The following is a 23,182-nucleotide window of genomic DNA, read 5'->3' as shown; positions in this document are numbered from 1 at the left end:
CCGAAGTCGTGACCGCCGAATCGGCGAGTCGATAAAAGCTTTCGCGCGTGTCAGAGACGACAACCCCGGTGGTCAGGGACGACCGATCACCCTATTAGCGGGGAGATACTGAAGGCCATCTCCCCGCTAGGATCCGTGAAGGAGATTCAGAATGAGCACCGAGATAGACAGCCAGACCGTGGCGATAGAGCAGCACCTCTACGAGCGCGTCGAACGCCGTATCGCGAAGACAAACTTCGAATCAGTAGACGAATACGTGACGTTCGTTCTTGAAGAGATCGTCGCCGGCGACGAGGTAGACGAGACGCACGAGGAGGTCAACGAAGACGACATCCAAGCGCGGCTGCGTTCGCTGGGCTATTTAGACGCGTAGGGTTCGTCCGTCGCCGGGGGAGCCTCGGCGATTCCCCGCGAGGCCGCCGCGAGCGAGTCGTACAGTTCCGCCAGATCGTCGGCCACCGTCTCCCACGAGTGGGACGCTTCGACGCGACGACGGCTCTCCTTGGCCATCGAGTGGATGCGATCCGGATCCGCGAGGAGCGTCCGGAGCGCGTCGGCGAGTTCGTCCTCGTCGCCGGGCTCCACGAGAATCCCGTTCTCTTCGTCCACGACGCTCGGGATGCCGCCGACATCGGTCGAAACAATAGCGTTTCCGCCAGCCATCGCTTCCAGAATGGCAATCGGTACGCCCTCGGCGTATGTGGGAAGGACGTACACAGCGGACTGGTTGAGGATTTCTCGCTTCCGTTCCTCGGAGACGAACCCCACGTACTTCACCCCCGCTCGCGAATTCGCGACATCCTCGACGAGGTGCGACAGTGACCCCTTACCCGCGATCGTGATGTCTACCGGTTTCTCTTCGGCCAGTCGGTCGACGGCGTCGACGAGCTCCCGGATTCCTTTCCGTTCGATGTGATTCGATACAAACGAGATCCGCACTGGTGAGACGGAGAACGACGGGTCGTATTTGGGGATGTCGACCGCGTTGTGGAGAACGACTACCTTCCGGGAATCCACATGCTCTTCGAGTACGTCCGCCCAGCCGTCCGAGAGGGCCACCACGACGTCGCTCGCACGGAACACGGCGGACTGGAGCAGTTGAATTGGAGCCGAGTTCACCTCCAAGAACTCGTCAAAGGACGACCCGTGAACGTGGAGGACGACCGGGCGACGCCACACGAACGCCGCGAACAACACGTACCATGCCGACTGGTAAAACGAGTTCCACTGGGCCGAGTGGACGTGAACGACGTCCGGCGGGCGCCGAAACGGAAACAGCAGCATCTGCTTGAGGGCGACAAGCATCGCGAGAGCAAACCGAAGCAGTCCGCTTCCTGACGGGACCGCCACGCTGTACACGCGCGTCCGGATGCGTTCCGGTAGGTGCTGACACTGTTCTGAGATGTATTGATTCATTCCGCCGCCGCCTCCGGGACGGAACGGCCCGATGACGAGCACATCGACCCCGTCGTCGGCCGACCGAGAGCTCATGCTACCACCCCTCTCTGCGGGGCCCTCGCCGCCCGGTTGAGCAACGGACCGGAGGACGCGATCCGCGGATCTCCGATGATCGGCCCGTCGGCGTACTTTACGTGATAGACGTCGACGCGACCGTTGGTCATGACCTGACTCACGCCGGCCGTTTCGCCAACGCTCGTAAAGTCCGACTCGTTGTACCGAACACCCCTGAATGCAACCAACTCCTTCTGCACTTCTTGATCTGTCTGGATGTAGTAATAGAACTCTCTCGTCGGGAAGTCGTCGCCTCGAAACCGACGCAAGTCAGAGGGTAGCGCCTCAGGTGGGACAGCCCAACTGAGTCTTCGGTCAAGATCCAGTCCCATTGCTCTCGGATACTGACGGGAGGGAGCGCGAGACGACGCCATCGCCGCACCCTCCGCTCGGTACTCCATCGCCGTCCCGTGACCCGCGTACATCTGTTCTGAAACGTGCTGCGTCGGTTGGGCCATGTACGGGGAAGGGAACACGACGAGAATTGACAGTGCCAACGCGATCACGAGCGCGGAGACGGAGACTATCTTTACTAGCTGCGAGGGCGAATGACGCATTTCATCGACATGGTCGCACGCCCTCGTCAGTCCAATCCCTGCGAGGATCGTGACAAGCACCATCCCGAACCCGATGTGTCGGAAAAAGTAGCCGGACACATCACCCACGAAATGCGCCAATGAGTAGATAGCGAGCGCGATCCCCGCGAGCGAAAACGTGGTCGTTATCATCCGGCTATTCCTGTCAAATTCATCTGAGAGAAGGTTTGCTACCACGACAGCTCCTGCGACGAGGGTGTAGAACGCCGGCACCAGAAATAATTTCACGAACAGCTCGCCGATACCGACTCCGACCGACTGTGCGGAGTTCGTTCGCTGTGTCACGACCTCTCCCCCATACGCAGTCCCGAGTAACCAAGCGTTCAGCGAGGCGAGTAGGGTTGAGCCCATCGCAAATATCTCTTGATGCTGGAGGTTCCACAGCACAAAAACCGCGATCAGGAACAGTAACTGGCCGTAGACCGGCGGAGAACCGCCCAAGGTGGTGTCGGAGAAGTACCGACCGTTGAGCCGCTGCATCGCCGCGATTGCACCCAGCACGATGATGACGTTCAGTGCGACTTGCGGGTGGTATAAGACGATCGCGACCGCGGCCACGGCGAAGCCGAGGTCTGTCGAGGAGAGCCGCCGAGGGATCGTCTCGTCCGTACCGCGGTCAGTGATGTGTTTGATCACCACGTAGAGGAGTATCGGGGTCAGGAACGTCGTCATCGAGAACGTGTGGAAGTGCGGGTGGAAGCTGACGTGGTTCAGCGGGAGGAACATAAGCGCCGAGAGCGACGCAATGGCGACCGCGCGTCTGCGGGGCAGTATCGCTCGCACGCAGAGGACGACGAAGACCACGTAGAGGACCGACGTGATGAACACGACGAATAACATCGACTGCTCCAGCGAGATGTCCGAGAGCGTGCTCAAGAATCCGCTGAAGCTGTACGCTGCGGGATACACCTCAGCGAAGAATTCCGTCTCGCCGCTCACAAGTCCTCGGGCGTTCCCTAAGTGCCGAAGCGCGTCGCCGAGGCCGTAAAAGAAGTAGCCGCGGACGAGTGGGAGCGCGGGGACCGACAGCATCGAGAGCGCCGTCAGGACGAGTCCGCCGGCCCACTGTATCCACGAGGCGGCCAGCACCAGCGCAGCGACGCCGACCAGCAGCGAGACGGAGACGCCGAACCAGTAGAGGAGCGGCGTACTGCGATAGATCGACACCTCGTACGCGGTGGCCGGGTTCGCTTCCGCGACGATCACCGCACCTACAAAAGAGAGGCACCCGACCACCAGCGCTATCGACACCGCGGTTCTGTCTTCGCCGGTCGGCGAGAGTCCTCGTGACATCAGCGCGCCCCCGTGACGGTCGCCGCCCGAATCGACTCAGTCACAGTGCGCTCGCTGGCGAGCGAACTGGAGTCGATGCGATCCGCGCTCACCGCCGACGCCGAGGGCCGTTCGAGCGTCCCCGTGACGCGCGCTTGGGCTCCGGCCTGTTCCGACCCGACCCAAAGGGTGAGATTCCGGTACGAGTTGCTGAGAGTCGGCTCCGCGGGGGCCTCTCCCTTATAAATGAGGTAGACGAGCCGGAGCCGCTCCCCCGACATGTCGGAGGTGACTCGGTGGTCCTGCTCCCACGCCGAGCCGGGGTCGACGGTTTGCCCGAACTGGTCGCGGACGGAGACCTCGGTGACGGTCCCGTCGGCGCTCACGCGCTGGAGTTGGACGACGACCTCGTAGTCCACTGCCTGCGACTCGTGGTTCTCGACGCGCAAGATGAGGTCCGCGGTCTCACCGGCCCGGAGCTGGTCCGGGTATCCGTCCGCGACGAGTTCGCCCTCGTCCGTCTCGGTCAGCAACACGGCGGTGGTGTACTCGGGACTCTCGGCCGGGGACGCCATCGCGGCGGTCAGGGTCGCGGTCGCGAGGATGAGCATCACGACCACCGCGACGTTCAGCGCCCGCTTCCCCGGTGTCGGGGCGGAAACCTCGTCAGTGACGGTTTCCGCCAGATACACGAAGGGCGACGGAGGGTCGATCTGGGTCGGAGAGATTCGGTGTCTGATGGCCGCGAGGGCGGTAAACAGCGTCGTCGCGACCGACACGAGAACGATCACGGTCCGCGGTTCGTATCCGGCCCCCGCCACGCCGACGACGTAGCCGTACACCGGCATCAGGCAGACGCCGAATCCGAACGCCAGCGCGATCCGCTCGAACGGATCGAGCGCCGACATCGTCGACTCGGAGTAGCGGCGGTTCAGCGGCGTCTGAGCCTCGTTCTCTTCGGTTCGGCTCTCCGGGAAGACCGCGAGCGTGAGCGCGTATCCGGGGAGGAACAGCAACGCGACGCCGGCCGTCACCAGCCGGAGCGCGGACCCCTCGGGCAGTCCGATCACGAGGAGGCAGCTCAGGAGAACGGCCGGCACCGGCCATAAAAATCCGAGGTTGAGCGCGGATCGAGAGGCTTGACGAGCCGTCATTAATTGTCCACACGTCAGCGTCAGCGTGGCATAGTTATACCTCGTCTAATGGCCCGTTGACGGCGTGTACTCTCGATTATCGGTTTTCCGTGCGAGCTCCGAGATCGGGAGCGTCGCGCTTGTCGCCGCATAACTATGCCGTCCGAACGGGATCCTCTCCGGTAGAAACGCCCGATGAACGTGTTACAGGTCGACGTCGAACCGTGGTACTGCGACCTCCCGAGAGAGCGGTGGGACGCGCGTACCGACCGGGTGGTCGAGAACGTCGACAGGATCCTGGCGATGCTCGCGCGGACGGACAACGAGGCGACGTTCTTCGTGCTCGAGGACGTCGCGACGAATCACCCGGACCTGATCGGACGCATCCGCGACGCCGGCCACGAGATCGGCTCGCACGGGGTCTCGCATCGGCTTCTCTCCGAGCTGTCCCCGGCGGAACTCGACTCCGAGATCGAGCGCTCCGTGGACGCGCTCCGCGACGCCGGCGTCGACGGCGTCGAGGGGTTCCGAGCGCCGAAGTTCTCCCTCAACGAGTCCACGGCGTGGGCGATCGACGTCCTCGAAGACCGGGGGTTCCGGTACGACTCGAGTGTCTTCCCCGTGAAGACCCCGCTGTACGGCGTGCCCGACGCGCCGAGAGGGCCGTACAAGATCGGCGCCGACGACCTGACGCGCCCCCGCGGAGACGGGCTGTGGGAGGTGCCGCTCAGCGCGTATCGGGTCCCCGGTATCGACGTCAACGTGCCCGTCGCGGGTGGGTTCTACCTCCGAGCGCTCCCGTATCGCTTCCTCAGGCACGCGCTCGAACGCCGGGGCGCGGCCGGACACCCGGCGGTCTGTTACATCCACCCGTGGGAGCTCGATCCGACGATCCCGCGCGTCGACGAGTACGCCTGGTTTTACTACCACCGCCTCGGCGGAGCGGCGCGGAAGTTCCAGCGGCTGCTGAACGACTTCGAGTTCACGACGACCGAGCGGTACCTCGATTCGATAGAGGGCCGCTCCGAGCGCGCGGCCGCGGACCTCGAAGCGTAGCGACGAACGCGGAGAGGTCAGCTTCGCCCGGGTTCAACGGAAGGGGGAACTCGAGAGGGAGCCGTCGCGGCGACCGGCCTCACATGTAGCCGAGGTCGCGGAGCCGCTCCATGAGGTCCTCTTTGTCCTGGGCGCGGCCGGCGCGCTCGGTCGTCCCTTCGAGGTCCTGGAGCCACGCGGGCTCTTCGGTCGTCTTGTCGGTGCTGACTTCGCTGCCGAGCGAGCGGAACCCCGCGAAGTACTTCGGCGAGATCGGGACGTCTTCCCGGCTGACCCCCTCGGGCAGGTCCTCGGCCGAGTCGGGGACGTACCCCTCGTCGGGGAAGGCGTCGACGGTGTCGGGGACGACGTAGTTCCAGAACGCCTCCCACACGTCGGCCTCGGCGAACTGCAGGATGGGTTGGATGCGGTCGTGCGGCGGGAACAGGTCCGGGTCGTGGCGCGGCGAGAAGAACGTCTCGTCCGCACGCGCCTCCTGCTCGTCCCACCGCACGCCCGAGATGACGCCGTCGATGTCGTACTCCTCGAGGGCGTCGTTGAGCGCGACCGTCTTCAGCAGGTGGTTGCCCACGTAGGTGTCCAACAGGAACGGGAACGTGTCCTCCTCGTACTCGAGGATGTTCCGCACGTGGTGTTGGTTGTGCTCGGAGAGCGCGTCGACGGGGATGTCGTCGCCCGGTTCGAGCCCGTGTTCCTCGACGTACGCGCCCACGTCCTCGTTGCGGGCGTACACGACGTCGATCTCCCACTCGGCGGCCCACCGCTCCACGAACTCCGTGATCGACTCGAAATGCTGGAAGTGGTCGATGAACACCGCCGTCGGCTTCTCGTAGCCGTACTGTTCGGCCACCTGATTGATGAAGTACAGCGTCAGCGTCGAGTCCTTCCCCCCCGTCCACATCACGGCGGGGTTCTCGTACTGCTCGAGCCCCGTCTTGGTGACCTCGACCGCCTTCTCGAGCTTGTGCTGCAGCGACGGGTAGTCCGCCGGATCCTCGCCCTCGCCGTCGGTGTAATCGACCGCCACGGAGTCCGGAAAGCTTGCGTCCATGTACGGCGGCATCTCTCGACCGACCGGGCAAAGTTAATCCCACGATATTCCCCCTGGGGACCGTCACCGCGCTCGACGCGCGCAGCGACGACCTCCCGTCGAGGCGTCAGTGTTCGTCGTTTCAGCGGTCCGATATCGGTACATAAATGTATCGGCGTGAACGAGACACAGTCACGGAGAAATCGACAGTGAAAGGCGCGTCTCCCGGCCCGATTCGCGAAGTATCGCCCGCGGAGGGGATCCGCTCGTAGAATGTCGGATCGCTCGATGACAAGACGGTGCGACTGGTCGGAGTTGCCGCCGAGCGTCGCGGTCGTGGAAACGGTCGCCGACGTCGACGACGCCGCGGTCGAAGCCCTACCCCCGTTGGGCTACGCCGTGGACGTCGACGCGCTCGACGAGCTGCTTCGCGGAACCGCGACGGCGGACCCGGAGGGGGTCGTCGTCTCGCTCCGGTACCACGGGTACGACGTGTCGCTCTCGTCGTCCGGGTGGCTCGAGGTCGACCGGTAGCCGGGAGTTCGCGCGGCCCCCGAACGCGCCCGACGCCGATCGACTGCGCCCGAACGCGGAGACGCGGTGACCGGCCTCCCGAGCCGTAATGTCCGCTTTAAATGATACCAGAATGACTATTATGCTGGAGTACCATTGTGGTACAATGATGATCGGGGGGGTCGAGAGAGGACGACTCGGGGAGCGGGCCGCCGCCGGAGACGACGGTCGGTTGACGACGACCGACGTGTTCGACGTTCTCAAGAACGACCGGCGACGGGCGGTCATCCGGTACCTCCACGAGCACGGCGGCTCCGCGGAGCTCTCCGACCTCGCCGAACACGTCGCCGCGCGCGAGAACGACACCTCCGTTCGACGGCTCACCTCGCAGGAGCGGAAGCGCGTTCGCATCGCCCTCTATCAGTGTCACCTCCCGCGGATGGACGCGATCGGGGTGATCGAGTTCGACAGGAACCGGGGGACCGTCTCCCTTCGGGACGCCGCGTCGCAGGTGCGGGTGTACCTGGAGTTGGACCCCGAAACCGGCCGGAGAGACGCCGCCTCAGAGCGGACCACGTTCGTGATCGCCGTCGGCATCGCGGCGCTCGTGACGGCGGGGACGCTCGGCTTCGGAGCGCTCTCCGCGATCCCGCCTGCCGGATGGACGGCGGTGAGCGTCCTCGCTCTCGTCGGGATCGCCGGCCGACAGTGGCGGGGCTGAACGGGCACGCCGGATCGGCGACCGCCTCGACCGAGGCGACGGACGCGTGGTGGGTGAGCGGCGGCGCCACTCGGGTGCGCGCGCAGCGGTGAAACCGGGTTTGAATCTTCATAACAAAGCGACGAACCGCCGAACCCCCGGCCATGCCCGATCCCCTTTTCGAACTCACGAGCTTCCAACGGGATCTCCTCTACGTGATCGCGGGCGCCGAGAGGCCGTCGGGACAGGAGATCAAAACGGAGCTACAGGCGTCGATGGAGGAAATCACCCACGGCCGGCTGTATCCGAACCTCGATACGTTGGTCGAGCGGGAGTACGTCGAGAAGGGCGAGAGCGACCGCCGGACCAACTTCTACGAGCTGACGGAGAAGGGACTGAGCGGGCTCCGTGATCGGCGCGAGTGGGAGGACAGGTACGTCGACCTGTCGACGAACGGCTGACGCCGTCGACGCCGCCGTGGGCCGGTCGACCGTCCCGCCGGCGGAGCCGGCCCTCGTTCGCGGCGCGGCGCAGCGGTCGAACGGGGGCCGAAGCGATCAGTCGTCGGCGTCGATGTCGCCCAGCACGCCTCCGAGGAGCTTCCGCTCGGCCGTCCGGAGGTGCCGATTGAACGTCGGTTGGGTGATGTCCATCGCCGTCGCGATCTCCTCGCCGGTGCTCGCTCGCGGCCACTCGAAGTAGCCGCCGAGGTACGCCGTTTCGACCGCTTCCCGCTGTCTGTCGGTGAGTTCGTCCGAGAAGCCGGGACGAGTACCGGAACCGCCGCCTCCCGATCGGTCCCGACGAGAGCGGAGGTCGACGCGGTCGTACCGCTCCTCGAGGTGTTCGACGATCCGCCGCACGTCCACGGGTCGCGGGAAGGTGACCGTCAGGTCCGCGCCGTCGGCGTCGGCGACCATCCGCTCGATGCTTCCCCCGTGTGCGCTCACCCTGTCGGCCACGGTCTCGTCGGTCACCGACGCCTCGAATCGCCCGGTCCGTCCGCCGCCCGTCTCGCGGAGCGACTCCAGGGCGGCCACCGACTCCGTTGCGCCGGACCCGTCCCCGTCGGTGGTGAAGTACACCAGCGACCGACCGTCTCCCCGCGGGACCGTCCCCTCGACGTGGAGCGGTTTTCCGAACGCGGACGCGGTCCGCGACAGGAGCGCGTCGGGGTCGTCGAGACGCAGCTCCAGTTCCACGAGGGAGCCGGTCCGGAGCGATCGCCTGGTTTCGAGGTTGCTGATCGCGTTCGCGACGTTGTCCCCGAGCTCGACGAGCAGGTCGCCGAACTCGCCGTCGAACACCGACCGCCGGTCGGCGTACACCGACATGACGCCGTAACACAGGTCGCCGTACGAGAGCGGGACGCTGAGGACCGAGCGGTACCCGCGCGCGAGGGCGCGCTCCCGCCACCGCTCCTCCCGCAGCCCGTCCGACACGTCGGACACGCGGACGGGCTCGCGCGTCTCGACGGCGCGGACACCGGGGAGTCGGGCGGTATCGGCCGGGCTGGCGTCCCCCTCGCCCGCCGGAGACGGGGGGCCCTCGTTCCGAAGCGAATCGAGGAACCCGTCCGACTCCCCCGCCTGCGCGATCGGGGTCGGATCGCCGCCGGTTCGGTACGTCTCCCCGACCCAGACGAACTCGACGGGACCCGCCTCGACGAGCGTGTCGCAGACGGCCGCCGCGATCTCGTCGAGCGTGTCCGCGTCGACGAGCTCGCCGTTGATCCGCCTGAGGAGGTCGTTGAGCCCGTGGAGGCGCTCGAGTCGCTCTCGGTTCCGGGAGAGCTCGGTCTCGCGTTCGACGCCGTCGAGGGCCGCGACGGCGTTCGCGGCCAGCAGCCCGACCGGCTCCTCCAGGTTCCCCGCCGGCTCCGCCGAGTCGAACTCGACGCGGAACAGGCCGTGGCCGTCGAGCGTCGCGTACAGGGTGCGACCGGACGAGTCGTCCGAGTCGTCCGAGTCGCCCGACCGCTCGACCACGCGCCCCGTCGGCGGGACCGCGTCCGCGTCGTCCGGCGGCTCCGTCCCCGCGGAACCGGGGACCCGCCGGAGCGGCGGGGACCCGTCTCCGTCCGTTTCGATCGAGCGCGCCGGGTCGACCGTCGTCTCGGCGGCGTCGGAGCCGGCGGTGAACACCTCCCAGAGCAGGCTTCCCGGTCCGCGTTCGTCGTGGTCGCCGTCGGACGCGGCCGCCGGGACCAGCCTCGCTTCGGTCGGGTCGAACGAGTACGCCACGACGGTGGCCTCGGGCCAGACCGAGGCGGTCACGTCGACGACGGTTTCGAAGACCGACGCCGCGTCGTCGGCGCGGAGGAGCCGCCGAGCGGAGCGGCTCAGCTCGCGGAGGGCGCTCTCGTTGCGGCGTCTGTCGGTCACGTCCCTGACGACGCCGACGCGCCCGTGACGGCCGTCGTCGAACTCGACCGAGGAGAACTGCGTCTCGATCGGCAGCGACTCCCCGGACGCCGTCCTGATCGACGACTCGATCATGCCGATGTCGGAGCCGTCGCCGCGGAGCATGGCGAGGATCTCCTCGGCCTTCTCGAGCGTCTCGCTCCCCGCGAGCATCGACGCGTGCGACCCGACGAGTTCCTCGCGGTCGTAGCCGGTCATCTCCGGGACCGCCTCGTTGACCGACGTGATGACGAACGCCTCGTCCAGCGTGTACACGCCGTCCTCCAGCGTCTCGAGGACGCGGTTCGACCGGCGGAGGTCGTGTCGCATCTCGGAGTTCCGGGTGACGTCGCGGACGAGCACGCCGACGCCGCCGCGACTCGGGACCGCTCGGAAGCGGAGCGTCGTCCCGTCGTCGAGCGCGACCTCCGCCTCGGCGGTCCGGCCGCTCTGGTCGGCCGCCTCGACGGCGTCCCGGAGCTCCGGACCGAAGCTCGGGTCCGCCTCGCGCAGGTCGATACCGACCGGCGAACCGTCGACGCCGAGCAGTTGGTCGACCGTCGCGTTCGCGTCGGCGACCGCGTGCGAGCCGTTCACGTACAGAAAGCCGACCCCCGCCGAGGCGAGGAACTGCCCGACCGCCGCCCGGTGGTCGGCGTCCGTCAGATCCGTCGTCTCACTGCCAGGAATCGGTCTTCACCTCGGCCCGCGGTCTGAACACAGCGACACGAGCGCCCAGACACATATAAATCTCTCGTCACTTTCACGGAACACTATATTTCCCAGTGACACAAGTTCGAGATACGATCTGAGACAAAAATTGAATTTGAATAAAAATGAATTAAATAGACCGGCCGAGGAGTATGTTCTCAGATATTCATACAAAATTTCGTGATTGTCTCGATTTAACGGTTATTACCACAATATAAACAAGGAACAAAAGGCTTAACATGGTTATGATAATATTTACTGGCATGGCAAACAAGGCTCAAACGGCGGCGGCGAACGACGGGTGGGGGAGACAGGGACCGGGAGAGTATACGCGCCGTGTAAACGAGGTTACGCTACCCCCAACGGCAGGGAAATTCGCGGATCGCTACGCTCGCGTCGTCGGAGGCCGGGATCGGTTCCTCTGGAAATGGATACACAATCTCTTCGATAAGTTTACGTTAACGTCGGTACCCGACCGGGAACGCTCCGCCGTCTACGAACACAAGACGCTGTTGACGATGTTCGTGACGGTGCTCGACGACCTGGCGGAGAGCGAGGGCGATCAGGGGACGTTCACCGCCGGCCGCCGCATCCCGTTCGGCGACGATGCGACCGAACACACGGACGCGGCGACCGACGGGATCGACTACGACGTCCTCGAATACCTCGCGGATCTGTGGGACGAGATCGACGCGGCGATCAGGGACGCGCCGCGACACGGGGAGTTCGTCGACGTCTTCGAGTACGACCTCCGACAGACGTTCAACGCGATGGAGTACTCCGGGCTCGTGAACGACAACCCGACGATGGCGAACCGCGCCGAGACCGAGCGCCACGACGCGTACAACATGACGATGTTCCCGTACGCCGGCATCGATCTCATGCACTCGCCCTCGTTCGACCGGGCCGAGCTGGGAGCGCTTCGAAGCATCCTCTGTGACCTCCAACAGATGGCGCGGATCGGGAACTGGGTCACCACCTGGGAGCGCGAGCTCGGCGAGGGGGACATCAGCTCCGGCGTCGTCGTCTGCGCGCTCCGGCGCGGCGTGGTCGACTACGAGGAGATCGTCGCTGCGGACGGAAGCGACGTCGAGCGACTGGTCGACCGGATCCGGTCTCGCGGTATCGAATCGGAGTTCACCCGCGAGTGGGAGCTCCGCGACCGGACGGTCCGGAAGCGGACCGCCGAGGTGGAGAGCGTCGACGCGGAGAAGATCGTCGACGGCATCGAGGCGGTGATGAACCACCACCTCGCCAGCGAGGGGTACAAGTAACCGCGACGGTCGGCTCGGCCGGGCGACCCGTCAGTTCTCTGCGACCCGTCAGTTCTCTGCGACCCGTTCAGCGTCCGCGTCCGCCGCGGCGTCGGCGTCCGTCGACTCCGAGAGCCGTTCGGCGGCCCGATCGCGGTCCTCCGGATAGCCCACGTCGATCCGCCAGCCGTCCAGTCGGATCGCGTCGATGGTGCGGCCGGACTGGATGAGGAGGTCGATCGCGTCCGGGAGCTCGTACTCGCCGCGGTCGGAGGGCTGGACGAGGTGACAGGCGTGGAAGATCGCGTCGGTGAACGTGTAGAAGCCGGTCATGACGAGGTTGCTCGGCGGGTCGTCGGGCTTCTCGACCACCTCGACGACCTCGCCGTACTCGTTGGTGTCGAGGACGCCGTAGCGGGACGCCTCCTCGTACGGGACCTCCTCGACGAGGAAGGCGGCGTCCGCGCGCTCCTCCCGCTGTCTGTTGACCACGTCGGCGAGGTTGCCCCGGAAGACGTTGTCGCCGAGCATCAGCATGAAGTCGTCGTCGACGTGGGGCTCCGCCTGGAGGATGGCGTGCGCGAGGCCCAGCTGCTCGCGCTGGTGAGCGTACGTGATCGGGACGCCCTCGTAGGCGTCGCCGTAGCGGTCGATGATCTGCTCTTTCTTGTAGCCGACGACGACGACGAACTCGGTCGCGCCGCAGCCGATGAGGTTGTCGAAGACGTCTTCGACGAGCGGCGTCCCGTCGACCTCCACGAGCACCTTCGGCTTGTCCTCCGTGAGCGGGCGGAGACGCGTCCCCTTGCCGGCGGCGAGCACGACTGCTTGCATACTTCCCCCGTCTGATCGTTCGGCCAAGAGTATACGCCGGATAACCGGCGAACGGCCTGCCCGGGCCCCGAGCGATCCGGCGGATACTCGCCCGGCGCGACCGCGACGGCCGGAGTGGGGGAAAGGGCCGGCGGTATCCGGCCGAAGACGCGGGGGCCGAACCTTCGACGCGCCGCGCCGGACCGACGGGGAGACCGCTCCCGATCGGTTCGGAGTTCGCCGACGCGGTAATCCGCCGTTGACCTCGGCGAACGGACGGGTATGAAACGAATAACGATGAGGGATGTCAGCGTAGTTATCAGTATGAGCGGAGGAGCGAACGACGACCGCCGGACCGACGGAGGGGCGGCGCGACCGAGCGCGGAGGTGCCCGACCGGCGCCCGATGCTCGAGGGAACCGTCGTGCGGTACGACGACAAGCCGGACGAGTGCACCCTCCACCCGTCGGAGCCGACGGAGCGGGAGTGCACGACCGCGTGGATCACCGCCAAAGAGGGGAGCTACGTCTCCGCGGTCGCGTGGCGGTGAGCGGTCGGGGGCGCCGCTGAGTCGGTCCGACAGTCTGGGGGGGTACTCAGCGTTCGGAACCGGAGCGCCAGTCGTCCGGGAGCCGCGCGCGGTCGCCGTCGAGCCGGTCGACGAACGGCTCGATCTCGCCGAACGCCGGCCCCGCGGAGACGGTTCCGGCCTCGCGGTCCCATCGGATGAGATCGTGCTCCCGGAGCTTCGGTAGGTGGTTGTGGTCCAGCGCCACCGCCACGGGCTCGGAGGTCGAACCTGGGACGGCCTCCTCGACGGGGATCGGTTCGTCTGGGGCCGGGCGGTCGTAAATCGACAGCAACACCGCCCGCCGGTGCGGGTTCGAGAGGAGCGTCAGGCAGACGTCGGCCGACAGCCCCTCGCCGGCGTCTCTCGCGTCGGTCACCGGCGTTCACCCCCTCCGCGGGCTCGGCCCGCCGAGAGGGGCGCTCCGACGGCACGAACGCCCGTTATTCTCCGCGAAACGCGAGTTTCCATGTTCGACGCGACGGGATCTGCGCTGATTAGTAACCGCCGCGTATCGCGTCGGAACGGGGCCGGCGAGCGGCGGTTGTAACTGCTTAACAATATCGCTACTCTCCCTAGGAGAGAGATCATGAGCGCGAGGTTCCCCGCGATCGGACGGAGAGAGGGGTCGGCGACCGCGCCGCCGGAACGGGACCGCTCCGGGAGGTGGCCGTCGTGACGGAGTTCCTCGAGGTCAGGAACGGACGGGTCGTCACGCCGTCGGGCGTCGTCGAGAACGGTCGCGTCGTCGTGGCCGGCGAGCGCATCGTCCGGGTCGATCGGGCGGAGGACGTCTCGGCGGACGGAGGCACCGTCATCGACGCCGACGGCCGCGTCGTCATGCCGGGGCTGATCGACCTCCACGGGGACGACATCGAGGGGCAGTTCGCGCCGCGGTCCGGCGCCGAGACCGACCCGACGACCGCGCTCGCCACGACGGATCGGATGAACGTCCTCCACGGGGTGACCACGAAGTTCCACGCCCTCGCGTTCGAGGAGGCGCCCGACGACGGTCGGAGCCTCGAGAACGCGGCCCGCCTCGCCCGGGCCGTCGAGCGCGGGGCGGACACGCTCGGGGACAACCGCGTGCACGCGCGCTGCGAGCTCGCGGACGCGAGCGCCGCCGCGGTCGAGGAGCTGACGGCAGAGGTCGACGTCGACCTCGTGTCGGTGATGCACCACGCCCCGGGCGACGGCCAGTACGACGCCGAGTCGTTCGAGCGGCACTACGTCGAGGACCGGAACTGGCCGGCCGACGCCGCCGAGACCGCCGCGGAAGAGCGGGGCGGGATGGACGACGCGAGCCGGAACCGGCGGATCGACCGGGTCGCCGGGCTCGCTCGGCGCGTCGACGCCCCGCTCGCGTCCCACGACGACGAGTGCCGGGCGGACGTCGAGACGATGGCGGACCACGGGGCCGCGATAAGCGAGTACCCGCTCACGCTCGACGCGGCCCGGCGCGCGAAGGCCCTCGGCCTCGCGACCGTGATGGGCGCGCCGAACCTCGTGCGCGGCGGGAGCCTCTGGGACAACCTGAGCGCCGCCGAGGCGATCGAGGCGGGCGTTCTCGACGTCCTCTGTTCGGACTACCACCCGGCGTCGCTGCTCGCGGCGCCGTTCGTCGACACCGGGGAGCCGCTGTCCACTCGCGTCAATCGAGTCACGCGGAACCCGGCCGACGTCGCCGGCCTCCCGGACAGGGGACGGATCGAGGTGGGCGCCCGCGCGGACCTCGTCGTCGTCGACCCGTCGCCGACCCCGACCGTCGAGCGAGCGCTCGTCGCGGGGGCGGAAGCGATCCGAACCGGCGACGCGACGGCCACCAGATCCGCTCCTCGGCCGGTCGGGCGCTGACCGCCTCGGCCGGGGGCAGACGCCGACCGACCCGGCAGGGAGCGAGCGCGAGCCGGTCGGCGGGCGAACGTGTCGAGTTAACGGGGGACAAATCCGCGTTCGCGTTCGACCGGCCCCGCTATCCGGCGTATAGTAAAATAATCTCCTTTCCCTCCGAGAGGTATGACAGAGCCCGAGACCGCGACGGACGTCAACCGTCGCTGTGGTCGGTGCGGGGCGGCCGTGAGTCGGAGATTCGTTCGCGTGTTCGGGATGGGAGACACGGTTCACGGCTGCCTCGACTGTCTCCCGCGGAACCGGCTCTCGAACGGCGAAGCGGCGCGGCGAGACGACGCGGACCGAGAGCGGTCCCTCCGAGCGCCGTAACGGCCCCACCGAGCGCCGTCGGCGTCCCGGACGCCCCCGGACGACCTCGCCGGGTCACCGGTCGCGGCGGACGATCTCGCCGGGCTCCGTCCGCGCGCCCGCAGAGAGCGTCACGCCGGCGTTGATCCCCGTCTGAATGCCGGTCTTCACGCCGGGGCCGAGCACCGCGCCGAACTTCCTGCGGCCGGTCGATACGCGCTCTCCCTTCACGGTCGCGGCGACCGGCTCCCCGTCGTGCCGCAGGTTCGCGACGTTCGTCCCGGCGCCGAGGTTCACCGACGGACTGAGGAGGCTGTCCCCGACGTACGAGAGGTGTCCGACCGTCGCGTCCGCCATCAGGACGCTGTTTTTGATCTCCACCGCGTGGCCGACGCGCGCTCCCTCACCGATCAGCGTCGCGCCGCGGACGTACGCGTTCGGCCCGACGGAGCAGCCGGACCGGAGCAGGGCCGGCCCCTCGACGACGACGCCGGGACCGACCGTCGCGCCCTCCTCGACGACCACGTCGCCGCGTATCGTCGCGTTCGAATGGACGTCGCCGCGTATCGCCGCGTCCGGACGGACGCCGTCGTGGCCGCCGCGCGTCTCCGAGTCGCCGCCGGGGAGTCGCCGCTCGTTGGCCTCCAGCAGCTCCCACGGCCGGCCGACGTCCATCCACTCCTCTAAGACCGCGTAGCCGAGCTCCTCGCGGGCCATCACTCGGGCCAGCACGTCGGTGAGCTCGCGCTCCCCCCGCTCGCTCTCCGACACGTCGAGCAGGTCGACCGTCTCGGCGGAGAAGGAGTACGCGCCGGCGTTGACGAGGTCCGTCGCCGGATCGGACGGCTTCTCGCGGACCTCGGTCACCGCGTCGCCGTCGACGGTCAACACGCCGTACTGGGAGGGGTCGTCGACGCGGAACGCGCCGATCCGCGGCGGCGACTCGAACAGGCGGGCGAGGTCCGCGCCGCGGTACAGCGAGTCCCCGTTCAGCACGGCGAACGCGCCGTCGACGTGGTCGGCCGCCGCCGCCAGCGCGTCCGCGGTCCCGCGCTGTGACTCCTGTACCGCGTACCGAACCGGGACGCCCCGATGGGCGTCACCGAGGTGCTCCCGGAGCCGGTCGGCGCCGTAGCCGACGGTCACCACGAGCTCGTCGGCGCCGGCCTCGACGGCCGCGTCGGCGACGTGTTCGACGAGCGGGGCGTCGGCCACCGGCAGCATCGGCTTCGGCGTCGTCTCCGTCAACGGGCCCATCCGCGTGCCCCGTCCCGCGGCGAGAATGACTGCTTGCATGGGCCGCCGATACCGCGGAACGGGAGTTTAGTATGCGGCCGCTATCGGGGACCGCCGCGCTCGCCGTCGCGACGTCCACGTCGCGTTCGACTCTCAGATGAGATTCTGGCTCGACGTCAACGCGACTCGGCCCGCCGACGCGAACGACTCCGGCGACCGACCTGCACGCGGTCGCGACGAGCGGCGACGAAGCGTCTCCGAGGCGTCTGCCGGTGGAGCCGACGTCACGAAGAAACGGAGGCGGGGGCCGTACCGCAACTGACGCGGGTGTCCGGGGTCATGGGACAGTCTACCTCAGCCACGGTACGGTCGAGACGTCTTCCCGCCGGATATTTACTATACGCGCCATACTCGGAGTACGCTCTAATTATCAAAAACGACCGTGACGTGCACCGCGAAAATGTCAGCGTTTAACACGAACAAAACGACCGCTCGGACGGGGTCGTGCGCACGAAACACCCGCTCGGACGGGGTCGTGCGCACGAAACACCCGCTCGGATGGGGTCGTGCGCACGAAACGACGATCGATCGGGGGTGACGCGAACCGACGGCCGAACTATCGAGAGCGACGCGAACCGACGGGCGAGCGATCACGCAGACCCGGCGCTGTCGGGGCCGCCGATACGGGATCGACACTATTTATAGAATCGGCGACGTGCCGTGTTCAAGGACTCAAAGCACACGATGTCCCACGCCAATAACCACCGTACACTCGCCGGAACCGACACGACTATCATCGAGCGCGCCCCGACCGAGGCCGACACGTCGACGACGGTGACGATAGTCCGGGCGGTAGCCGAAGCCGAGTCCGTCAACCCGGGCGAGCTGCCGGTTCTGGCCGACGTCATCGACCCCGAATCGATCGAGGGGCTCTTCGATTCGGACCACGCCGTCGGGCGGTCCGGCGTACGGCTCTCCTTCGATTACTGCGGCTACGTGGTCGAGATCACCGACGACCTGGTGACGCTCCGCCAGTAGCGACGGGACCGCGGTCGCCGCCGACGCCCTCTCGATCTCCGCCGCCGTCGATGCCGCTTTTCGTCGCCGTCGATTTCCTCTTCGTCGCCGTCGATTTCCTCTTCGCCGCAGTCTCCCCTCCGTCCGTCGAAACCCGTGTCGGACCGACAGCCGCGGTAGGACGGACATAACGGACGTTCTGCGTTTCGGTCGTTCGACCTCCCGCTCGGCGGGTTCCGAAAGGTTCCGCATTACAATGCTCACCCGTACGGCAAGGGATGGCATGGATCGATACGTCCTCCACGGCAGGGAAACGCAGGCGAACGTGCGCGTTAGCGGTGCGAGCGTGCTCGTCGGCGGGGCGTCGGCGGGCGACGTCGCGGCGCGCGACGCAGGGGTCGAGAGATGAGCGCCCTGGATCAGGCGGTCGTCCTCGCGGCCGGCGAGGGTCGGCGTGTCAGGCCGCTCACTCGCTACCAGCCGAAGCCGATGCTCCGGGTCGCCGGACGACCGATACTGGAGTACCCGCTCGACGCGGTGGTCGAGACCGGCGTCGACCACGTCGTCCTCGTGGTCGGCCACGGGCGGAACCGGATCCAGAACCGGTTCGAGAACTCCTACCGCGGGGTCGACCTCACTTACGTCACGCAGTCGACGCAGCTGGGAAGCGGCCACGCGCTGCAGGCCGCGGCCGATCACGTCGACGGGGAGTTCCTCGTGGTGAACGGGGACAACGTCATCGACGAGACGATGGTGCGCGTCACCGCCGAGCGGTACGCCGAGTCGGACGCCGCCGCCTGTCTCGCGGTCGCCACGTCGGAGCGGACCGACGAGTACGGCACGGTGGGCGTCAAAGACGGGCTCGTCGACCGGATCGACGAGCGCGGCGACGGCGTGTCGGCGCGGATCAACGCCGGCGTGTACGCGTTCGACGAGTCGGTGTTCGACGCGCTCGAGCGGACCGAGTTCGAGGACGGGGAACGACCCCTGACCGGAGCGATCGCCGGGCTGGACGGCCCCGTGATCGCCGCGACGCCGAACGGCGTCTGGTTCGACCCCTCCTACCCGTGGGACCTCCTCCGAACGAACGAGCGGATCCTCTACGCGCACCCGACGCTCGCGGACGCGGCCGAGCGGGTGAAGGCGTCGGCGCGGGTCCACGAGTCGGCCGTGATCGGCGAGAACGTGCTGATCGGCCCCGACTGCAAGGTGTCGGCCGGCGCCGTGGTAAAGGGCGGCACCTGTCTCCTCTCCAGTACGATCGTCGGCGAGAACGCGGTGATCGAGGGGTCGATCGTCGGGCCCGACTCGCGGATCGGCGCGAACGCGCTGCTCCGAGACACCATCGTCGGCGGCGGGGCGACGATCGGCGACGGGACGGTCTCGCCGGGCCGGTCGGCGACGCTCGTCGTCGACGGCGTCGAGTACGCGGACCGCCGGCTCGGGGGCGTCGTCGCCGACCGCGCCACCGTGGGCGCCAACGTCACGATCACGCCGGGCTGTCGGATCGGGCCGCGGGGGACGGTGGCGCCGGGAATCGCGCTCCGTCGCGACGTCCCCGAGAACGCGGAGGTGGTGGCGTAATGTGCGGGATCACCGCACGCGTCGGCGAGGGGCCCGCGATCGCGGAGCTCCTCACCGGGCTCCGCAACCTGGAGTACCGCGGGTACGACTCCGCGGGGGTCGCCACCGTGACGCCCGACGGGATCGAGGTGGTGAAACACGAGGGCGAGATCGACGTCCTCTGCGACGCCGTCGACCAGTCGGCCGTCCGCGGGGCGACCGGGATCGGACACACGAGGTGGTCCACGCACGGGCCGCCGACCGACGCGAACGCGCACCCGCACACCGACTGCCTCGGCCGGGTCGCCGTCGTCCACAACGGGATCATCGAGAACTACGCCGAGCTGAAGACGGAGCTGACCGCACACGAGTTCACGAGCGACACCGACACCGAGGTGGTTCCGCACCTCCTCGAGGAGTTCCTCTCGGCCGGATACGGACCGGAGGCGGCGTTCAGGCGAACGGTCGATCGGCTCTCGGGGAGCTACGCCATCGCCGCGGTGTTCGAGGGCTCCGACACCGTGTTCGGCACCCGAAGCGGGTCGCCGCTCGTGCTCGGCCGCGCGGACGACGCGTACTACCTCGCGAGCGACGTGCCGGCGTTCCTCGAGTACACCAACGAGGTGGTCTACCTCCGCGACGGCGACGTGGTCGCGATACGTCCGGACGGGTACTCGATCACCGACACGGACGGGGAGCCCGTGGAGCGCTCGTTCGAGACGGTCGACTGGGACCCGAACGACGCCGGCAAGGGCGGGTACGACCACTACATGCTCAAGGAGATCCACGAGCAGCCGGCCGCGCTGCGACAGACCATTCGGGGTCGCATGGACCCCCTCGAGGGTCGCGTCGAGTTCGAGGAGCTCCCTGAGGACGCGTTCGACGGGGTCGAGTCGGTACACCTCGTCGCCATGGGCACCTCCTACCACGCGGCGGTGTACGCGACGACGCTGCTCGCGGACCGCGGGATCCCGGCGCAGGCGTTCCTGTCGGGGGAGTACGGCTCGAACCCGCCACCCGTCGACGACGGCACGCTCGTCATCGCCGTCACCCAGAGCGGGGAGACCGCCGACACGCTCTCGGCGATACGGAGCGTCCAGGGGACGGGCGCCCGCACGCTCGCCCTGACGAACGTGGTCGGGTCCACGATCACGCGGGAGTGCGAGCACACCGTGTGCATCCGCGCGGGACCGGAGATCGGCGTCGCCGCGACGAAGTCGTTCTCCTCGCAGGTGGCGGCGCTGATCCTGCTCAGCGAGCGGCTGAGCTACGACACGAACGGCGCGAGCCCCCGCGAGTCGAGCGAGCTGCTCAGCTCGCTCGCGGCGCTGCCGGACGACGTCCAGCAGATCCTCGACGAGCCGGCCGCGGAGTCCGTCGCCGCCGCGTATCGGGACGCCGACTCGTACTTCTTCATCGGCAGGGGCGTCGCCCATCCGGTGGCGCTCGAGGGGGCGCTGAAGTTCAAGGAGATCACGTACGACCACGCGGAGGGGTTCTCGGCCGCCGAGCTCAAACACGGTCCCCTCGCGCTCGTCACCGAGAACACGCCGGTGTTCGCCGTCTTCACCGGACGGAACGACACCAAGACCCTGCACAACGCCAAGGAGGTGAGCGCGCGCGACGCGCCCATCATCGCCGTGAGCGCCGACAACGACGCGAGGATCGACGACTACGCGGACCACGTGCTTCGGATCCCGGACACGCACCACGACGTCGCCGGCATCCTCGCGAACGTCCAGCTCCAGCTGGTGTCGTACATGGCCGCGGACGAGCTGTCGCGCGCGATCGACAAGCCGCGGAACCTCGCGAAGAGCGTCACCGTCGAGTGAGGCGGCGGCCGGGGACGAATCGCGGCCCCTCGGTGCCAACGCGCGGTCACGCCGTACGAACGCGCGATCCCGGCGGAGAACCGGAATCGGCCGGAACCGGGGGAACCGGACGGACGCCCCCGATGACCGAGAACGGGTCGGAGAAACGTCATATTAACAACGCATTATACGGTTTCAAGGCTCGGAGCGCCGGCAGCGGAGCGGCTCGGGTTCGGTCGCGATCGACGTTCTCACTGCGAGATAACGCCGACGAGTAAGGTCAACGAGAGTTAATTTCCGTATATCTAAGGTAGGGGTACGTGTAACGCAGGTCAATGTCAGCGGGAAAATCGGGGTCACCTAGCGGGCAATCGACAGGGGGTACAGTCGCCGAATCGTCGGGGACGGACGTCGCTAACTTGGACGATATCGGCAAGACGTCACGCTCGGGCGGCGCGGAGTTAACCAAGGGGGAAATATTCGATCTGCTGAAGAACAAGCGGCGGCGGACGGTTATTCGGTACTTACGGGAGAACGACGGAGAGGCGGTGCTGAACGACCTCGCGGAGCACATCGCCGCGAAGGAGAACGACACCACCGTCCGACAGCTCTCCTCCGACCAGCGGAAACGCGTCTACATCGGGCTCTACCAGTGTCACCTCCCGAAGATGGACTCGCTCGGGGTGATCGAGTACGACAAGAACCGCGGGACGATCGAGCTGCAGGCGTCCGTCGCGCAGCTGCTGGAGTACATGGACCTCGACGAGGACGACGGGGAGACGGCGGAGGGGACCGAGAGGGCGTGGGCGATCCCCGCCGTCGCGGGCGGCGTCGTCGCCGTCGTCACGGCCGGCGCCCTCGGCCTCGGCCCGCTCGCCGCGGTGCCCGCGGTCACGTGGACGCTCCTCAGCGTCGTCGGCATCTTCGTGATCGTCGCCCTGCAGTCGGCGACCTGACCGCGAAGGGGGCTCAGTCGCTGACGAGCTGCTCGAGGAAGTGGTACTCCCGCTGCTTGAGCTCCGTCTCGTAGTACTGAAACGCCGCGAGAGACAGCAGCGCGGCGGCGAACGCGACGCTCGTCACCGGCGGAGCGAGCCCGATAAGCTGGACGACGGCGAGCGCGCTGCCGACGACCGCGAGGGCTCCGTAGTACACCGGCCATCGGCGGCGCGGCTCCGATTCGGACTCCAAGATCGCTTCGACCTCCTCGATCCGGTCCGTCAGCGACACCGCCTTCGTGTCGCTGTCGTACCGGACCAGACCGACCTCCTCCAGCTTCGGAACGTGGGTCTGGTACAGCGAGATGTAGAACCGCTTGACGATGTCGTCGTCGACCTCGCCGTCGCTCTCGGCCTTCGCCGTGTCCTTTGCGAGATCCCGTAACACCGCCCTGCCACCGCGTCGGTGGAGATGGTACAGGATCAGCCGTCGCCGCGAACTACTCAGCACCTCGAACACCTCGTCTTTCGTGATTTCCTCCATGGGTTCAGATCTCCGCTTCGCGCGCAGACGACGGCCACCGTTCCTGCGGTCGACTTGGGTGAACGGGTACCCGATCAACCCATACTCAGTTTGTTATCACCCCCATATCGGCGCTATTCACTCCCTGATTGCCCGCGTCCGGACCGGGACGGCGATCGGTCGATGCGGGCGTCCCCGGCTCCGGAACGACGCGAGACGGTGACGGGCGAGCGACGGAGCGAGCCGAGTGCCCGCCCGGAGGGCGGCGTGCACGACCGGTCCGCGCACGGCGCTGGCTCGCGCGGAAATCCGACGACTGCGACGGGAGCGAGGCGAA

23 protein-coding genes are annotated in these 23,182 nt (G+C 67.5%); 14 read left to right on the top strand and 9 right to left on the bottom strand.

The window, feature by feature from the left end; all coding sequences use genetic code 11:
- The first annotated feature begins 151 nt into the window (after positions 1-151).
- Positions 152-373 (top strand): hypothetical protein, encoded by a 222-nt coding sequence (locus B4V04_RS10640; protein WP_498231477.1) that lies wholly within the window; start codon positions 152-154, stop codon positions 371-373.
- On the opposite strand, the gene B4V04_RS10635 is transcribed toward B4V04_RS10640, so the two are convergent.
- The 3 genes from B4V04_RS10635 to B4V04_RS10625 are packed head-to-tail and all read right to left on the bottom strand — an operon-like array spanning position 358 to position 4,480.
- Positions 358-1,491: a glycosyltransferase family 4 protein gene (locus B4V04_RS10635; RefSeq protein ID WP_498231475.1), complete on the bottom strand. Its 1,134-nt coding sequence runs from the start codon at positions 1,489-1,491 to the stop codon at positions 358-360. The two genes, B4V04_RS10640 and B4V04_RS10635, sit on opposite strands and share 16 nt — an antisense overlap.
- Positions 1,488-3,401, bottom strand: coding sequence for a hypothetical protein (locus tag B4V04_RS10630; protein ID WP_498231473.1), 1,914 nt, complete (start codon positions 3,399-3,401; stop codon positions 1,488-1,490). The genes B4V04_RS10635 and B4V04_RS10630 overlap by 4 nt, the downstream gene beginning before the upstream one ends.
- Positions 3,401-4,480, bottom strand: a complete 1,080-nt coding sequence (locus tag B4V04_RS10625) for a DUF1616 domain-containing protein (RefSeq protein ID WP_498231471.1) — start codon at positions 4,478-4,480, stop codon at positions 3,401-3,403. Before B4V04_RS10625 ends, B4V04_RS10630 begins: the two co-directional genes overlap by 1 nt.
- Positions 4,481-4,708: 228 nt before the next feature.
- On the opposite strand from B4V04_RS10625, the gene B4V04_RS10620 reads away from it, so the two are divergent.
- Complete coding sequence (locus tag B4V04_RS10620; protein ID WP_498231470.1) at positions 4,709-5,569, top strand: polysaccharide deacetylase family protein; 861 nt, start codon at positions 4,709-4,711, stop codon at positions 5,567-5,569.
- Between the two features lie 79 nt (positions 5,570-5,648).
- Here B4V04_RS10620 and B4V04_RS10615 read toward each other — a convergent pair whose 3' ends face one another.
- A complete protein-coding gene (locus B4V04_RS10615; RefSeq protein WP_498231469.1) occupies positions 5,649-6,620 on the bottom strand; it encodes a phosphoadenosine phosphosulfate reductase family protein in 972 nt (323 codons plus the stop codon).
- A gap of 267 nt (positions 6,621-6,887) precedes the next feature.
- Between B4V04_RS10615 and B4V04_RS10610 the strand changes: the two genes are divergently transcribed.
- The 3 genes from B4V04_RS10610 (at position 6,888) to B4V04_RS10600 (ending at position 8,273) form a co-directional block, all read left to right on the top strand.
- Positions 6,888-7,133, top strand: coding sequence for a HalOD1 output domain-containing protein (locus B4V04_RS10610; RefSeq protein WP_498231468.1), 246 nt, complete (start codon positions 6,888-6,890; stop codon positions 7,131-7,133).
- A gap of 145 nt (positions 7,134-7,278) precedes the next feature.
- A complete protein-coding gene (locus B4V04_RS10605; RefSeq protein WP_498231466.1) occupies positions 7,279-7,833 on the top strand; it encodes a DUF7344 domain-containing protein in 555 nt (184 codons plus the stop codon).
- Positions 7,834-7,976: 143 nt separating this feature from the next.
- Positions 7,977-8,273, top strand: a complete 297-nt coding sequence (locus B4V04_RS10600) for a PadR family transcriptional regulator (RefSeq protein WP_498231464.1) — start codon at positions 7,977-7,979, stop codon at positions 8,271-8,273.
- A 96-nt stretch (positions 8,274-8,369) separates the two neighbouring features.
- On the opposite strand, the gene B4V04_RS10595 is transcribed toward B4V04_RS10600, so the two are convergent.
- Positions 8,370-10,811 carry a bacterio-opsin activator domain-containing protein gene (locus B4V04_RS10595; RefSeq protein WP_498231463.1) on the bottom strand — a complete coding sequence of 814 codons (2,442 nt, stop codon included), beginning with the start codon at positions 10,809-10,811 and terminating at the stop codon, positions 8,370-8,372.
- A gap of 632 nt (positions 10,812-11,443) precedes the next feature.
- On the opposite strand from B4V04_RS10595, the gene B4V04_RS10590 reads away from it, so the two are divergent.
- Entirely contained in the window at positions 11,444-12,199 is a 756-nt protein-coding gene (locus tag B4V04_RS10590; protein ID WP_498231461.1) for a hypothetical protein, read from the top strand.
- Between the two features lie 48 nt (positions 12,200-12,247).
- Here the strand turns inward: B4V04_RS10590 and aglF are convergent, their stop codons facing one another.
- Positions 12,248-13,012 (bottom strand): UTP--glucose-1-phosphate uridylyltransferase AglF, encoded by a 765-nt coding sequence (aglF, locus tag B4V04_RS10585; protein ID WP_498231459.1) that lies wholly within the window; start codon positions 13,010-13,012, stop codon positions 12,248-12,250.
- A gap of 303 nt (positions 13,013-13,315) precedes the next feature.
- Between aglF and B4V04_RS10580 the strand changes: the two genes are divergently transcribed.
- Positions 13,316-13,540 (top strand): DUF7511 domain-containing protein, encoded by a 225-nt coding sequence (locus B4V04_RS10580; protein ID WP_498231457.1) that lies wholly within the window; start codon positions 13,316-13,318, stop codon positions 13,538-13,540.
- A gap of 46 nt (positions 13,541-13,586) precedes the next feature.
- Here B4V04_RS10580 and B4V04_RS10575 read toward each other — a convergent pair whose 3' ends face one another.
- The gene (locus B4V04_RS10575; RefSeq protein ID WP_498231455.1) at positions 13,587-13,937 is read right to left on the bottom strand and encodes a DUF7344 domain-containing protein; all 351 of its coding nucleotides are present in this window, start codon (positions 13,935-13,937) and stop codon (positions 13,587-13,589) included.
- Positions 13,938-14,233: 296 nt separating this feature from the next.
- On the opposite strand from B4V04_RS10575, the gene B4V04_RS10570 reads away from it, so the two are divergent.
- Both B4V04_RS10570 and B4V04_RS10565 read left to right on the top strand, forming a co-directional pair.
- Positions 14,234-15,412, top strand: a complete 1,179-nt coding sequence (locus B4V04_RS10570) for an alpha-D-ribose 1-methylphosphonate 5-triphosphate diphosphatase (protein WP_498231454.1) — start codon at positions 14,234-14,236, stop codon at positions 15,410-15,412.
- A gap of 162 nt (positions 15,413-15,574) precedes the next feature.
- Complete coding sequence (locus B4V04_RS10565; RefSeq protein ID WP_498231452.1) at positions 15,575-15,778, top strand: DUF7563 family protein; 204 nt, start codon at positions 15,575-15,577, stop codon at positions 15,776-15,778.
- A gap of 54 nt (positions 15,779-15,832) precedes the next feature.
- On the opposite strand, the gene glmU is transcribed toward B4V04_RS10565, so the two are convergent.
- Positions 15,833-17,053 (bottom strand): bifunctional sugar-1-phosphate nucleotidylyltransferase/acetyltransferase, encoded by a 1,221-nt coding sequence (glmU, locus tag B4V04_RS10560; protein WP_498231450.1) that lies wholly within the window; start codon positions 17,051-17,053, stop codon positions 15,833-15,835.
- 684 nt (positions 17,054-17,737) lie between these two features.
- Here glmU and B4V04_RS10555 point away from each other — a divergent pair.
- The 5 genes from B4V04_RS10555 to B4V04_RS10535 all read left to right on the top strand — a co-directional run bounded on the left by B4V04_RS10555 (position 17,738) and on the right by B4V04_RS10535 (position 22,340).
- Positions 17,738-18,031: a HalOD1 output domain-containing protein gene (locus B4V04_RS10555; RefSeq protein WP_498231449.1), complete on the top strand. Its 294-nt coding sequence runs from the start codon at positions 17,738-17,740 to the stop codon at positions 18,029-18,031.
- A 262-nt stretch (positions 18,032-18,293) separates the two neighbouring features.
- Positions 18,294-18,419 carry a hypothetical protein gene (locus tag B4V04_RS10550; protein ID WP_498231448.1) on the top strand — a complete coding sequence of 42 codons (126 nt, stop codon included), beginning with the start codon at positions 18,294-18,296 and terminating at the stop codon, positions 18,417-18,419.
- Entirely contained in the window at positions 18,416-19,594 is a 1,179-nt protein-coding gene (locus tag B4V04_RS10545; protein WP_498231446.1) for a sugar phosphate nucleotidyltransferase, read from the top strand. Before B4V04_RS10550 ends, B4V04_RS10545 begins: the two co-directional genes overlap by 4 nt.
- A complete protein-coding gene (gene glmS, locus B4V04_RS10540; protein WP_498231445.1) occupies positions 19,594-21,405 on the top strand; it encodes a glutamine--fructose-6-phosphate transaminase (isomerizing) in 1,812 nt (603 codons plus the stop codon). Before B4V04_RS10545 ends, glmS begins: the two co-directional genes overlap by 1 nt.
- A gap of 398 nt (positions 21,406-21,803) precedes the next feature.
- A complete protein-coding gene (locus tag B4V04_RS10535; protein WP_498231444.1) occupies positions 21,804-22,340 on the top strand; it encodes a DUF7344 domain-containing protein in 537 nt (178 codons plus the stop codon).
- A 13-nt stretch (positions 22,341-22,353) separates the two neighbouring features.
- Here the strand turns inward: B4V04_RS10535 and B4V04_RS10530 are convergent, their stop codons facing one another.
- A complete protein-coding gene (locus tag B4V04_RS10530; RefSeq protein WP_144797994.1) occupies positions 22,354-22,866 on the bottom strand; it encodes a DUF7344 domain-containing protein in 513 nt (170 codons plus the stop codon).
- Positions 22,867-23,182 lie beyond the last annotated feature (316 nt).

Source organism: Halorubrum sp. B52, assembly GCF_059752555.1.
This window is presented reverse-complemented; position numbering and strand designations above follow the sequence as displayed.

Bases quoted from the DNA above. Each gene is read 5' to 3' on its own strand.
- B4V04_RS10640 (WP_498231477.1), top strand. From the start codon at position 152: ATGAGCACCGAGATAGACAGCCAGACCGTGGCGATAGAGCAGCACCTC.
- B4V04_RS10635 (WP_498231475.1), bottom strand. From the start codon at position 1,491: ATGAGCTCTCGGTCGGCCGACGACGGGGTCGATGTGCTCGTCATCGGG.
- B4V04_RS10630 (WP_498231473.1), bottom strand. From the start codon at position 3,401: ATGTCACGAGGACTCTCGCCGACCGGCGAAGACAGAACCGCGGTGTCG.
- B4V04_RS10620 (WP_498231470.1), top strand. From the start codon at position 4,709: ATGAACGTGTTACAGGTCGACGTCGAACCGTGGTACTGCGACCTCCCG.
- B4V04_RS10615 (WP_498231469.1), bottom strand. From the start codon at position 6,620: ATGGACGCAAGCTTTCCGGACTCCGTGGCGGTCGATTACACCGACGGC.
- B4V04_RS10610 (WP_498231468.1), top strand. From the start codon at position 6,888: ATGACAAGACGGTGCGACTGGTCGGAGTTGCCGCCGAGCGTCGCGGTC.
- B4V04_RS10605 (WP_498231466.1), top strand. From the start codon at position 7,279: ATGATGATCGGGGGGGTCGAGAGAGGACGACTCGGGGAGCGGGCCGCC.
- B4V04_RS10600 (WP_498231464.1), top strand. From the start codon at position 7,977: ATGCCCGATCCCCTTTTCGAACTCACGAGCTTCCAACGGGATCTCCTC.
- B4V04_RS10590 (WP_498231461.1), top strand. From the start codon at position 11,444: ATGTTCGTGACGGTGCTCGACGACCTGGCGGAGAGCGAGGGCGATCAG.
- aglF (WP_498231459.1), bottom strand. From the start codon at position 13,012: ATGCAAGCAGTCGTGCTCGCCGCCGGCAAGGGGACGCGTCTCCGCCCG.
- B4V04_RS10580 (WP_498231457.1), top strand. From the start codon at position 13,316: ATGAGCGGAGGAGCGAACGACGACCGCCGGACCGACGGAGGGGCGGCG.
- B4V04_RS10565 (WP_498231452.1), top strand. From the start codon at position 15,575: ATGACAGAGCCCGAGACCGCGACGGACGTCAACCGTCGCTGTGGTCGG.
- glmU (WP_498231450.1), bottom strand. From the start codon at position 17,053: ATGCAAGCAGTCATTCTCGCCGCGGGACGGGGCACGCGGATGGGCCCG.
- B4V04_RS10555 (WP_498231449.1), top strand. From the start codon at position 17,738: ATGTCCCACGCCAATAACCACCGTACACTCGCCGGAACCGACACGACT.
- B4V04_RS10550 (WP_498231448.1), top strand. From the start codon at position 18,294: ATGGATCGATACGTCCTCCACGGCAGGGAAACGCAGGCGAACGTGCGC.
- B4V04_RS10545 (WP_498231446.1), top strand. From the start codon at position 18,416: ATGAGCGCCCTGGATCAGGCGGTCGTCCTCGCGGCCGGCGAGGGTCGG.
- glmS (WP_498231445.1), top strand. From the start codon at position 19,594: ATGTGCGGGATCACCGCACGCGTCGGCGAGGGGCCCGCGATCGCGGAG.
- B4V04_RS10530 (WP_144797994.1), bottom strand. From the start codon at position 22,866: ATGGAGGAAATCACGAAAGACGAGGTGTTCGAGGTGCTGAGTAGTTCG.